The sequence below is a fragment of the Frankia sp. CpI1-P genome, assembly GCF_001421075.1.
Lineage (GTDB): Bacteria > Actinomycetota > Actinomycetes > Frankiales > Frankiaceae > Frankia > Frankia torreyi.
Genome location: NZ_LJJX01000063.1, coordinates 21,169 through 33,715 on the forward strand (window position 1 = coordinate 21,169; position 12,547 = coordinate 33,715).

A 12,547-nucleotide genomic window follows, 5' to 3' on the forward strand; every position below is an offset into this window, starting at 1 on the left:
CGACTCGGAGGTGACGACGAGGTCGTGCAGCGCGGCCGACACCTNGGTGCCGTCGCGGCGGGCCCGCTCCTTCGTCGCCGTCCACGCCTCGAGTGTCCGGCGGGCCCGGGTCGGCCGGTCGTTCCAGTCGGCGACCAACGGCGTCGTGATCTCGAGCCGGTTGCCGTCGGGATCGTAGAAGTAGATGCTGTAAATGATGGTGTGGTCGACCGGACCGAGAACGTCGACGCCGTGGCCGCGCACCCATTCCCGCCATTCGTCGACCATGTCGGTGGTGGNCACCTCCAGCGCGATGTGCCGGAAGACGTCGTGGGCCGGATGAGGGGCCGGCGCCGCGGCGGGCAGGTCGGGAACCTCGAAGAAGGCCACCGTCGACCCGTCCTGCATCCGGAAGAAGATGTGCAGGTAGGGCATGGTGTCCCCGGTCGACGGCACCCGCTCGTGCATCACCGCGGCCACAAGTTCCATCCGCATCACGGTGCTGTAGAAGGCGGTGGTGGCGGCGGCGTCTCGCGTCACCAGGGCCAGGTGGCTCAGGCGGGTGGGCGCGTGCGCGTCGGCGGCGCGGACCGGTGCGGGAACGACCCTGCTCTGGGAGTTCGTGAATGTCATCGATCGTCCTCCTCGGGCGGGACGTTACCGCCGGGAAGATGTCGGTTGACGTTCGATCGCCGGCCCGGTGAACCGCCGGCCCGCGGTCATCCCGCCAGTGCGGTCATCCCGCCAGTTCGGACGCCGGCCGGATGACCAGCGAGAACATGGCGGCGATCGCCACGCCGAAGGTCGTGACGGCCGGGTCGAGCGGGCGGCGGGACCGGCTGGCCAGGCCCAGCCCGCCCCAGGCGGTGGGGCCGTTGAAGATCGGGACGAACAGGCAGCTGTGGAAGCCGTCGGCCGCCAGCGCGCGGGTCGTCTCGCGGTAGCCGTGCGCGCCGCCGACGATGTCGGCGATCTGGGTCGGCTGGCTGGTCTCGAACGCGTGGACCTGGGCGAAGCTGGACCGTAAGGGCACGCCGCCGGCCATCAGCTCCCGCCACCGCGCGGTGTTGCCCCGCTCGGCGACCAGGTGCATGAGCCCGCCGCCGCGGCGGAAGATCGCCGCGGCGTCGCAGGCGGAACTGGTCACCAGCGTGGTGGTGAGGAACTCCGCCGCCGCGGTCTGCGAGGCGCGGGGCAGCCGGCGGGCGATGTCGAGGACCGTGCGTGGCATCGTCAGCGACGTCAGCCGGGCGGCGGCGCCGCTGACGTCGTCGCCCATCTCCAGGACGTTCTCGGTGAACTCGTACCCGACGCCGCGCACCGCGCGGATCAGCGGTGTCGGCCGCCCCGCAATGGTGATCTTGTTGCGGAGCCGGGAGACCTGGATGCGCAGGGCGTTGGTGTCGCCCGGCCCGCCGGCACTGCCCCACAGCGTGCGGACGATCCGGAACCGCGGCAGGGCCCGGTGCGGGTGGCGCATCAGGTACGCGAGCAGGCGGAACTCGGTGGGCGACAGGGTGAGCTCCGCCCCGCCCAGCAGGCAGGTCCGGGCCCACAGGTCGACCTGCAGCTCGGCGGCGCTCAGGTAGCGCACGGTCGGCTCCCAGGTGTCGCTGACCCGGCGGAGCAGGGCCATGATCTGCGCCCCCACGGCGGACTGGTCCAGCCCGGTCGGCAGGGCCAGGTCCGCCCCGTCGGTGAGCACGCGCACCCGGATCATCGGGTCGAGGTCGCCCACGACGATGACCGGGGCGTCGCAGGAGCGGCACATTGCGCGGGTCACTTCGACGGCGAACCGTGGGTCGTCGGTGACGACGGCGATCAGCGACGCCTTGCGGAGCGAGGTGGCGCGGCGGGCGGCGTCCACTCCCCCGGCCTCGACCAGTCGCCACCGCTCGCGGCCCGCCAGCAGGGCCAGCGCCTCGGCGTCGGGCCGGGCGCCGTCGGCCACCACGACGACGGGGCCGTCCAGGCGCACCTCCCGGCGAAGTTCGGCACCGGCATCCTGGGCCCGCTGCGCCTGCGTGTCTGCCCGCATGTCCAGCTCCTCTCGCGACGACGGTCGCGAAGTACACGAATTGCGATGGGCTGTGTGTCGCGTGTCACTCTGCGGATGCTGGACGATATCCCGACTCCTCGGTCAAATGTCAGCGTTCCGCGAGCAGAAGACGGGCCCGGAACGATCCGGGCTTTTCGTGCAGACAAAGTCAGCTTTATCCGGATACGAGTCGCGGCTCGACAGGTAAGCGACATCTTGCCGACGTTACGGTCGGGCTCATCCGCCGGTTCGGAGAGCTGCGAGGCGCGCATGGAACTCCCGAGGATCGAACTCCCGAGGATCGTCAGCACCGATGACCACGTCGTCGAGCCGGCCCACCTGTGGCAGAGCTGGCTGCCCGCGAAGTTTCGCGAACGCGGCCCCCGGGTCGAGCGTCGTGGGGTCGCCGGAATCCGGGTGGTCGGCCCCGGCCCCAGATATGCGCACGATTTCGACCCGAGCGGGCGTCCGGCGGACTGCTGGGTCTTCGAGGATCTGGTCTTCGTCCAGAAGCGCACCACGGCCGCGGTCGGCTTCGCCCGCGAGGAGATGTCCCTGACCTCGATCACCTACGACGAGATGAGGCCGGGCTGCTACGACCCGAAGGCCCGGCTGGCGGACATGGACGTGAACTGGGTCGAGGCGTCGCTGTGCTTCCCGACGTTCCCCCGGTTCTGCGGTCAGACCTTCCACGAGGCGACCGACGACCGCGAGCTCGGCCNGACCTGCGTCGAGGCCTACAACAACTGGATGGTCGAGGAGTGGTGCGGCGACTCCGGCGGGCGGCTCATCCCGCTGTGCCTGGTCCCGCTGTGGGACGCCGACCTCGCGGCGGCCGAGGTCCGGCGCAACGCCGCCCGCGGCGTCCGGGCCGTGGCGTTCAGCGAGATCCCGCCGTTCCTCGGCCTGCCCAGCATCCACTCCGGCTACTGNAACCCGTTCTTCGCCGCCTGCGACGAGACCGGCACCGTCGTGTGCATGCACATCGGGTCGTCCTCGCGCATGCCGTCGACGTCGCCGGACGCGCCGCACGCGGTGAACGCCTCCGTCGCGTTCAACAATGCCATGGCCTCGATGTCGGACTATCTCTGGTCGGGCCTCATGGTGCGCTACCCGAACCTGAAGCTCGCCTATTCCGAGTCGCAGATCGGCTGGATTCCGTTCCTGCTGGAACGGATCGACGCCAAGTGGCGTGACGCCCGTTCCTGGCTCGGCGACGGGGGCCTGCCCGAGCCGCCCTCGCACTACTACCACAATCGCATCTTCGGCTGCTTCTTCGACGACCGCTTCGGCGTCCGATCCCGGCACGACGTCGGCATCGACAACATCACCTTCGAGACNGACTACCCGCACACCGACTCCACCTGGCCGAACACCCGGGAGGTGGCCGAGCGGCTCATGGCGGGCGTCCCCGACGACGAGATCTACAAGATCATGCGAGGCAACGCCATCCGCATGCTCGACCTGGACCTCGACCGCTCCTGACGGTTCACTTCCAGCCCGCCGGCGGGAAGAGCGCACCCGCCCGCGGTTGTTTGATTGCCGGGGTCCGCCGGATCCGCGCACCGCGGTCGGCTCACGGCACGGGATCAACGGCACGGGATCAACGGCACGGGATCAACGGCACGGGATCAACGGCACGGGATCAACGGCACGGGATCAACGGTGCCTGTCACGGACGAGACCGCCGAACTCCGCCGCCGGCCCGGCCGTCGAACTCCGCCGCCGCCGGCCCTCTCCACACCAAGGAGCCGAAAGGGACGATAGGTCCCACTTTGAACCGTAACTAAGACCTACGATCCGACCCGGCTGGCCGCCGGACCGCCTGGCCACACTCCACCCTTACGCGAATGTTAACTTTCGCTCGTCGGCAAGCGCGGGCGCGTCCGGGGACCACCCCCCGCAACCGCCGCGACCGGCACGACCGGGGTACCAGCCCCAACTCGTCACCTTAAGTTTCCCTCAAACTCGTCGGAACCAGCGGACCACACGGACGCGCGACCCGTCCACCAAGTAACGTATTGGCGATATTCTTCGCACTCTCTCGTTACGGCACGGCGGAATCGGGGACACCACGTGGCGGAGTCATTGCTCTCTTTACAGCGACTGTGCATTCTCTTCTTCTGCGAGCAGTACCCGCCGGTCGTCTGGGACGGTGCGGGTACCTACACGGCGNCACTGGCCGCGGCACTCGCGCGGCTCGGCCACGAGGTGCATGTGCTGTGNGCGCAGGGTTACCAGATCGCCGACTCCGTGGAGGACGGGGTGCACGTCCACCGACGCCCGTTACTGCGGGTGCCGGTCAGCCGCGCGCTGGGAAGGGTCGGAGCCCAGCTTCGAGGGCCGCTGTACCCGCGTGACTCGCTGACGCTGCGCGCCAGCCTCCCGCTGTCCTACAGCCTCTGGACACGTCAGCTCGGGCTGCGACCGGACGTGATCGAGACGCAGGACGGCGAGACCCGGGCCCTGATCCAGGCGGCGCGCCACTCGGTGCCGCTGGCCATCCACCTGCACTGCCCGACCATNCTCACGGTCCGGCTCTCGGGCCAGCCGATCGGGACGAAGGGTCTGCTCGCCGACCGGTTGGACCGGATCTCGGCCGCCCGGNCCGACGTGGTCACCTCCCCGTCCCAGCTCCTCGTCGACACGCTGCGGGAGCAGGGCTGGCTGGATGACCGCGAGGTCGAGGTGATTCCCAACCCCTTCGACGCGGAGCCATGGCAGAGCGTTCCCGACGTCGCCGACACCACGCCGACCATCGCCTGCGTGGGCCGGCTCGAGGCCTTCAAGGGGGTGGACGTCCTGCTCGACGCCTCGGCGCGGCTGCGCGCGGCGGGGGTGTCGCACCGGCTGGTCCTCGCGGGGCGCTCGGCGGGTGAGATCGACGGGATTTCCTCGGGCGAGTGGCTGGCCCGCCGGGCGTTCCAACTCGGGCTGGACGTGGAGTTCACCGGCCACCTGTCCGGTGCCCAGCTCCAGGAGGTCTACCGGCGGGCCCGGGTCGTCGCGGTGCCGAGCCGCTTCGAGAGCTTCTCGATCGTCGCCGCCGAGGCGATGGCGGCCGGGCGGCCGGTGGTGACCACGAACCAGGCCGGGGTCGCGCCCTTCGTCGAGCGGTGGGAGGCGGGGTGCTCGGTTCCGGCGGGCGATCCGGCGCCGCTGGCCGACGCGCTGGCGCCGTTCCTGCTCGACCCCGCGCGGGCGAGCGCGTTCGGGGCCCGGGGGCGTCTCGGCGTGGTCGAGATCGAACCCGCGGCCATCGCCCGGCGCAAGGTCGAGGCGTACCGGCGCGCCATCGCGCACTTCGGGGCGCAGAACCTGCCGCAGCAACGCCGCCGGTCGAGCCCCCCGGCCACCGGCGCCCTCTACCCCGACCTGCCCGGGGAACGGCGCCGGCACTGGCCCGCCCCCCGCGGCTGAGGCGGCGCCCCGGCCGACCGGCCGACCGGCCGCCCCGGTGGGCGGTGCAGGTCGGCCCGGGGCCCGTCGCCGGGCCGGCGCCGCTACCGGCGCCGGACGCTACCGGGGTCGGACGGCGCCGGGGTCGGACCGCCACGGACGGTCGAAGTCGAGGTGGTTCAGCGCCCCCGCGTCGACGTAGACCTCGTACGGGCTCTGCAGGGTCGCGAGCAGCGAGCCGGTCACCGGCGCGGCGGCGTCGGGCTCCGCGTCCCCCTCCCCCACCTGGGTGGCGTGCTCCGCGAGGGCCAGGCGCTGGCGCGCCCGCAGGCCGCGTGCGTCCACCAGCAACGGGCGGCGTTCCCNCAACCGATGGACCGGCTGGACGAGCAGCCGCTGCGCCGACCAGCCCGCCGACCCGTACCCCAGGGTCCAGGGCCAGTGCGTCCAGAGCCAGACGGTGTATTCGAGCACCTGGCCGCGGTACCCGGTCGCCGCCACCGCCCGGCGGACCGCCTCGTTGGTCGCGTCGTGGTCCGGATGCCCCTCGCAGGAGGTCGGTGCCAGGATCTGCTCGGGCGCGAGGGCGCCGATGAGCTCGCCGAGCCGCGCGGCGACGGCCTCCACCTCCTCGGTGAGCTCCGCGTCGGGGAATCCGAGGAACAGCACGTCGGACTCGTCGACGTCCAGCAGGGCGCAGGCCCGGCGTGTCTCCGCCTTGCGCAGCTCGACCAGCTCCGCCGGCGGCAGCGTCGCNGGCTCCCCGCGGGAGCCATCACTGACGATCACCACCGTGACCGGGGTGCCGGCGGCCCGCTTGCGCAGGATCGCCACCGCGCACCCCAACGTCTCGTCGTCGGGGTGCGGGGCGACCACGAGACAGGATCTCGTCGCCATGGACGAGGTGATGTCGATGCCGCGCCGGGCCCAGGCCCTGCGCCACAGCGAGCGTGCCGGCACCATCACCCGGTCGCGCGCCGTCTCCGGATCCCCCGGGATCACCCGGCGGACCGCCTTCGCCACATCCATCCTGTCGATCTCCCCGTGCGACTGGTCCGATCACGGCCGAGGATCCGATCACGGCCGAGAATCACTGTAGCGAGCGCCTCCGACCTCCCCGGTCGCGACCGGCGACGAGGAACTGGTCAAACCCCGGTGACCTACGGCTTATCGCCGATATCTTCACCGGTGATGCGCATTGTGTCTGACTGATTACCTTGGGCGCGATCGGGTAGAAGGCCCTCGGGACGGGTCGGGCGGAGTGGGTGAGTGGTCGTGACGCAGGGGGAGCGTCCGGACCTTTTCGAGGTACTGGACATTGCGGTCACCGAGACGGGTGCGTTGGACCATCGCATCCGGCGCGTCAACGCGGCCGCCTGCGCCGTCCTCGGCCGTACCGAGTCCGAGGTCATCGGCCTGACCTGGGAGGACATCGCCGTCCCGGAGGACAGGGAACGCTGGACCGCGCAGGCGCGCCTGCGGCTCGCAACGGGTCGGTCCCGGAGCCGGATGATGCTGCGTCTGCTGCGCCCGGACGGCTCCGTCGTCCACGCCCTGTCCACCATCGCGCTGCTGACCGATCCCGACGGGGAACAGTACTTCCTCGCCCATCTCCAGGACGTGTCCGAGGAGATCGCGGCGCACAACCGGCTCCGGCTCGTGGTGGAGAACACCCCGGTGTCGATCTTCCTGGCGGACCGCGACGGCCGGGTCCTGGTGAGCGAGGGGACGGTGAATCCGCAGGCTGCGGCGGGGCTGTGGGAGGCGCGCCAGTCCTCGATCTTCACGATATTCGCCGATCTTCCCCAGGCCATCTCGATCATGCGCAGGGCGCTGGCCGGGGAGCGGGTCAACGAGATCGTGGAGGTGTTCGGCCGCTGCCTCGACGTGCATCTCGTGCCCATCCCGGACAGCGGCGAGGTGGGTTCCGTCGCCGCGGTGGTCACCGACATCACCGAACGACAGCAGGCCGTGGCGAACCTGCGGGTCCGGTCCGCCGAACAGGCGGTGATCGCCGACCTCGGCCAGCGGGCGCTGGAGGCCGAGTCTCCGGCCGCGTTGTGGGAACGCGCGGTGACAGCACTGGCCGACCATCTCGGCGCCGACCTCGTGCAGGCCCACGACGTGGACGAGTACGGACAGCGGGGTGGCCTGCTCGCCCGCGTGGATCGACGCGTCCCGCCCAACACCGCGGATGAGGCCACAGCGGACGGTCTGACGGTCCCGGTCGGGCGGGCCGACCAGGTCCTCGCGACGATCGAGGTGCGGCGGCCGCCGGGCGCGGAGGCGTTCACCGAGCAGGACGCCGGGTTCCTCCACTCCGTCGCCGCGGTGCTCGGATCGGCGGCCATCCGCTTTCGGATGGAGAACGAGATCCGCCATCGATCCCTGCACGACGGCCTCACCGGGCTGCCGAACCGCACCGCGCTGCTCGACCACCTCGACCGGGCGCTGCGCCGCGCCCGCCACGACGACCGCCGGGTCGGGGTGCTCTTCATCGACCTCGACGGCTTCAAGGCGGTCAACGACACCCTCGGACACCAGGCCGGCGACGAGGTGCTGCGGGCCACCGCCGTCCGGCTGGGACAGGCGGTGCGACCCGGTGACGTGGTGGGCCGGCTCGCCGGCGACGAGTTCGCCGTCCTGTGCGAGGACGTGGCCAGCATCGCGGATCTGGCGGCGATCGCCGACCGGGTGCTCGCGGCGCTGGCGGTACCGACCCAGCTGCGGGAGCGCCCGATCGTGCTGACCGGCAGCGTCGGCCTCGCCCTGTCCGGCCCCAAGCTGGGCGACGGCGAAGAGCTGGGCGACGGAGAGGAGCTGCTGAACGCCGCCGACCTCGCGATGTACGCCGCGAAGCGGGCCGGGCCCGGCCGGCGGATCGCCTACGACCGGTCCATGCGCATCCGGCTGACGGACCAGCTCGCCCAACCCGACGGGCTGCGGCACATCCTCGACGCGAACGAACTGATCATGCTGAGACTCGCCGCGGTCTCGGCCCTCCTGCACACCGTGCACTGCTGACCGCCGAGCGCCCCGACCCACCCGTCACAGGGCGGTGTTGATGATCGCCTCGACCAGCGTCCGGCCGTCCCGGGTCAGCGTCACCGTCCCGGCGGACTCGTCGACGCCGGCCAGCCCGCGGTCCGCCAGGGCGCGGAACCGGCCCCGCCACGGCTCGGCGAGCAGGGAGCTGCCGGGAAACCGGGCGCGGTGCAGGCGATCACGCAGCGGTTGCAGGGTGGACAGGGCCATCCGGACCGCCCGTGACTCACGGGCGGCCGGCGAGAACGACGTCGCGGACGCCAGCGGCAGCCGGCCGGACTCGATGGCCGCGGTGTAGCGCCCCCAGGCCACCTCGGTGATCGCCTCCGAGGCACGGCAGCTCGAGCTGCCGCCGAGGCCGATCGCCACCTCGGCCTCCTGCCGGTCCTGATCCACCATGATCGACTTCCAGGTTTCGGGACCGAACCCGGCGCGGGCGAAGTACATGGTCGGATGCTCCACATAACCGGCGCCGGCCAGCCCGTCGGTGAGCACCTCACGCATCTGGTACTGCTCGCCGAGCGTCGGCCAACGATGGCCGGCGGCGGCGAGCCGGTCGCGGTAGGCGGGAATCTGCCAGGCCGCCGGCCGCTCCCCGGCGACCCCGGTCCTTGTCTCGGCATAGGGCCGCAGGTGAAGTTTCGTGCAGACCACCGCGGTCGGTCCGGTGTCCACGACGACGTCCAGGTCCCGGCGGACGCTGTCGACGGTCTGGTCCAGCAGGCCGTACATCAGGTCGACGCTGATCCAGGCGAACCCCAGCCGCTGGGCGTCCCGGATGAACTCCACGCACCGCGCGCCGGTGTGCGGCCGGCCGGACTGCGCCAGCACCCGGTCGTCGAAGGACTGCACGCCGCAGGACAGCTTGGTGACGCCGAGCTCGGCGAGTGTCTCCAGTTGCTCGGCCGTGAGGCTGCTCGGATCGCCCTCGAACCGGATCGCGGTGTCGGGGGTGAAGCCGAAGTTCTCCCGGTAGAACCCGAGAAGCCTGCGGATGGCGGAGGCGGGCAGCAGGGACGGTGTGCCACCGAAGACGTTGAACTCGCCGACCGGCGCAGCCGCCAGGGTGGGCACCCGGTCGAGCCAGAGCCGAGCCTCGGCGATGTTCAGATCCACCCACCGGGCCGCCCGGGCCGCGGCCACCGCGGGTTCACCGGCGATCAGGACCGTCGGGTACTGGCAGAACCGGCAGCGGTAGGAACAGGTCGGAATGTAGGACCACAGGTGGATGGGCGCGGTGTCGACGAGCTGGTCGGCGAGGTCGGCGAGAAAAANCTCCGGCGGATGGTCGNCCAGATCGCCGGGAAAGACGTGCGCACCGAACGGATCCCGGGCGACGTAGTCCAGCAGTTCCCGGTTCTGCGGCGCGCCGAGTACGGACAGCACCGTCGGAGTCGGGTACGACGGGTCGATCTCCCGCAGAGAGGCCAGTTCCGCGTTCTCGCCGACGATCGTCATCAGAACNCCCCGCCGTTGCCGAAGTAGTCGTGGGCCGCGCCCGATTCCCGGTCCTCGCAGTAATAGCGGACGAACTCCCGGAAACGGCCGGCGGGCACCTCACGCAGGCAGGTCGGCAGCGGCGGTGGACGGCCGATGTCCGACCCCGCCGTCGCGCGCAGCCGGGCGAAGATCTCGTCGGCGAACTCGAAGTACAACCGGTAGCTCGGCGTCTTGTAGGCGTGGATCGGAGTGAGGTCGACGACGCGCATCTCGGCGATGATCTCGGCGCTGCGGCGGCCCAGCCGCCGGGCCAACGACGGCGTGAAGAAATCCGCCACGGCGGCGTCGTCGAGCAGGGACGGGGTGAGCAGGACGGGCAGGATCGTGTTCTTCGGCGTGAAGTCCTTGACGGAGAACTCCCACGCCTGCCGTGCCTGCGCCGCGGTGAGGTCCNGGGCTCCGTCGACGGTAAGGTCGGGGTCCCGGATGTCGCGCATCACGATCGTGCCGCCGTGGCCGTACGCCCGGCCGGCGATGACCTCGTCCAGGGCGTGGTCGACCCGCCGGGGNTTGATCTCGACCCGCGATCTCGGGGCGTACACGATCTCCTCGCCGGATCCCCGCACCGCGATGCCGAAATCCCAGTCGTCGGACAGGTGCGGGACGAACCGGCCGTCCTGAACCTGATAGAAGATCTCGATTCCGCCGACCTTCTCGTACGCGCCGCGCTCGACCGCGAAGCCCTTTCCGTCGGGAAATCCGCCGAACAGNCGGAAGGTCACCGCGCGGCAGCGCAGGGTCCGGTCGATCGCGGCCCACAGCCGCGGCCGGCCGGCGAAATGCTCGGCGCGGTAGTAGTAGTCACAGACCCCGATCGCCGCCTTTCCCGCCTCCATGGCGACGAACAGCTCCCACAGCCAGGTGGGGTCGACCCGGCAGTCCGCGTCCGCGGAGACCAGGTAGAACCGCCGGGCCGGTTCGGCCTCGGCCCGGGCCCGGCTGCGCGCGACCGCGAACTGCATGCCCGCCCGGCGGGCGCAGGCGACCCCCTGCTCGCCCTCATGGATCACCTGGACGGGGAGGTCGGGATGCGTGGCGGCGAACCCGCGGGCGACGTCGACGGTGGCGTCGGTGGAGTTGTTGTCGACGACCACCACCTCGTACGGCGCCCTGTCCCGCAGCGGCGTCCCGTCGTCGCCGCACTGGCCGTGCAGCGACGCCAGCACCGCCGGCAGGTTCGCGGCCTCGTTGTAGACCGGCAGCACGACGCTCATCCGGATGCCGGCGTCCATCGGCGTGGGCCGTGGTGCCGCCGCCGGCCCGACCATCCCGTCGAGCAGGTCGCGGACCTGGCGACGGCTGCGGGCGAGGCGTCGGGCACCGAGCCGGCGGTTGACGGCGACGGTCCGCCGGCGCGTCTCGGCGTCGACGAGCAGGTCCGCGACGGCGTCGACGAAGTCCGGCGTCGGCAGGTCGCCGGCCGCGAGATCCATCACCGGCGCCTGGAATCCCGCGCTGCCGTACACCGCGTCGTACAGGTCATAGCCGGTGGTGATGTACGGGACGCCGGCGGCGATGGCCTCCCCGATCGGATTGCCGTAACTCTCGTAGTCGCCGGAGGTCAGGAACGAGACCAGGTCGGCGTGGGCGAGCAGATCCCGCACCGAATAACCGCGCCCCGCCGGTCGACCCACCTCGCCGGCGTGCGGGGCGAGCCAGCCGCCGAACACCACCCGGTCGGCCACCCCGAGCCGCCGGGCGAACGCGGCGAGACGCGCGTACTCGGTCGGGGATTCCACCCGGTCGCCGGTGACGAACAGGTGAATGTCGTCGGGCAGCCGTGGATGGGCGAGCAGTGCCGCGAGGAGATGGATGTCGCGGTCGATGCGCTTCTGCGGGATGAGGCGGGTGGGACGGGCGATGAGGATCGCCTGCGCCGGAATGCCGTGGTCCCGACGGAAACCGGCGTTGTGTTCGTCGACGGCGGNCGGCGGCGCGCTGAACGTGTTCGGCAGGACCGCGAGGTGACGCAGGTCGGGCTGCCAGTGCAGCATCCGGCGGCGGGCCTCGGCGTGCTGGACCAGATACTGGATGTGCGGTGAGTCGACGGGGGCGACCGCGTGCGGGTAGGGAAAGGTTCCGTACTTGCCCGCGCCCGGCTCGCTCTGCCACATCAGGTCGTGGTCGCGCCAGAGCACGAATCGGCCGAACCCCTCCTCGCGCCCGTACCGTTCGATGGCCAGGTACAGCGCCCGGGTGTAAGTGATGTTCTCCGGCAGTGTGCCGTTCTCCACCAGCACGAACGAGACTTTGTGCCNCCGCCAGGTGTCGACGCAATACCAGGAACTTTAGGTTCGGATCAGGACTGTGACCACGGTGGGNGGCGGTCCTGCGAGGTGCTTNTCGATCGGCTTCTTGGCGGGGAACGGNGNGCGTTTGGTGCGTCGGACGACGCGGGGGNGGGAGCGGAGCCGTTTCGGTAGGACGTGTTCGGCGATCTCAGCGGTCACCGCGGCCAGGATCCGGGCCGTCCGGCGGAGGGGGGAAAAGCGCCCGGCGCACGACTTGGCGGCGGACGACTTTGACGGTGTGGGTGAAGGAGAGCCGGTCGGGGTCGATCCCTTCGACCAGCGCGGTGTCGTGGAT

The 12,547-nt window shown here is 71.3% G+C and carries 3 protein-coding genes and 15 pseudogenes; 9 read left to right on the plus strand and 9 right to left on the minus strand.

The window, feature by feature from the left end; translation table 11 throughout:
* Positions 1-45: 45 nt before the first annotated feature.
* From FF86_RS58720 to FF86_RS27040, 3 genes and pseudogenes are all read right to left on the minus strand, one after another.
* Positions 46-278, minus strand: a pseudogene (locus FF86_RS58720) (VOC family protein); the annotation flags it as partial.
* Between the two features lies 1 nt (position 279).
* Positions 280-612: pseudogene (locus FF86_RS58725) on the minus strand (VOC family protein); the annotation flags it as partial.
* A 103-nt stretch (positions 613-715) separates the two neighbouring features.
* Positions 716-2,017 (minus strand): response regulator transcription factor, encoded by a 1,302-nt coding sequence (locus FF86_RS27040; RefSeq protein ID WP_044887933.1) that lies wholly within the window; start codon positions 2,015-2,017, stop codon positions 716-718.
* Positions 2,018-2,287: 270 nt separating this feature from the next.
* Between FF86_RS27040 and FF86_RS68610 the strand changes: the two are divergent.
* From FF86_RS68610 to FF86_RS58765, 8 pseudogenes are all read left to right on the plus strand, one after another.
* Positions 2,288-2,738: pseudogene (locus tag FF86_RS68610) on the plus strand (amidohydrolase); the annotation flags it as partial.
* Position 2,739: 1 nt separating this feature from the next.
* Positions 2,740-2,949, plus strand: a pseudogene (locus FF86_RS58735) (amidohydrolase family protein); the annotation flags it as partial.
* 1 nt (position 2,950) lies between these two features.
* A pseudogene (locus FF86_RS58740) lies at positions 2,951-3,357 on the plus strand (amidohydrolase family protein); the annotation flags it as partial.
* Position 3,358: 1 nt separating this feature from the next.
* A pseudogene (locus FF86_RS58745) lies at positions 3,359-3,502 on the plus strand (amidohydrolase); the annotation flags it as partial.
* A 691-nt stretch (positions 3,503-4,193) separates the two neighbouring features.
* Positions 4,194-4,242 (plus strand): annotated as a pseudogene (locus tag FF86_RS58750) (hypothetical protein); the annotation flags it as partial.
* A gap of 1 nt (position 4,243) precedes the next feature.
* Positions 4,244-4,542 (plus strand): annotated as a pseudogene (locus tag FF86_RS58755) (glycosyltransferase family 1 protein); the annotation flags it as partial.
* Between the two features lies 1 nt (position 4,543).
* A pseudogene (locus tag FF86_RS58760) lies at positions 4,544-4,624 on the plus strand (hypothetical protein); the annotation flags it as partial.
* Between the two features lies 1 nt (position 4,625).
* Positions 4,626-5,437 (plus strand): annotated as a pseudogene (locus FF86_RS58765) (glycosyltransferase family 4 protein); the annotation flags it as partial.
* Between the two features lie 345 nt (positions 5,438-5,782).
* On the opposite strand, the pseudogene FF86_RS58770 reads toward FF86_RS58765, so the two are convergent.
* Positions 5,783-6,172 (minus strand): annotated as a pseudogene (locus FF86_RS58770) (PIG-L deacetylase family protein); the annotation flags it as partial.
* Position 6,173: 1 nt separating this feature from the next.
* Positions 6,174-6,445, minus strand: a pseudogene (locus FF86_RS64430) (PIG-L deacetylase family protein); the annotation flags it as partial.
* Positions 6,446-6,685: 240 nt separating this feature from the next.
* On the opposite strand from FF86_RS64430, the gene FF86_RS27060 reads away from it, so the two are divergent.
* Complete coding sequence (locus FF86_RS27060) at positions 6,686-8,440, plus strand: sensor domain-containing diguanylate cyclase (protein WP_052681456.1); 1,755 nt, start codon at positions 6,686-6,688, stop codon at positions 8,438-8,440.
* Positions 8,441-8,464: 24 nt separating this feature from the next.
* Here FF86_RS27060 and FF86_RS27065 read toward each other — a convergent pair whose 3' ends face one another.
* The 4 genes and pseudogenes from FF86_RS27065 to FF86_RS32645 all read right to left on the minus strand — a co-directional run.
* Positions 8,465-9,691, minus strand: coding sequence for a radical SAM protein (locus FF86_RS27065; protein WP_313954390.1), 1,227 nt, complete (start codon positions 9,689-9,691; stop codon positions 8,465-8,467).
* Positions 9,692-10,471: 780 nt separating this feature from the next.
* Positions 10,472-10,671: pseudogene (locus tag FF86_RS58780) on the minus strand (glycosyltransferase family 2 protein); the annotation flags it as partial.
* Between the two features lies 1 nt (position 10,672).
* A pseudogene (locus tag FF86_RS58785) lies at positions 10,673-11,844 on the minus strand (glycosyltransferase); the annotation flags it as partial.
* 556 nt (positions 11,845-12,400) lie between these two features.
* Positions 12,401-12,547: pseudogene (locus tag FF86_RS32645) on the minus strand (IS4 family transposase); the annotation flags it as partial.

Bases quoted from the DNA above. Each gene is read 5' to 3' on its own strand.
- FF86_RS27040 (WP_044887933.1), bottom strand. From the start codon at position 2,017: ATGCGGGCAGACACGCAGGCGCAGCGGGCCCAGGATGCCGGTGCCGAA.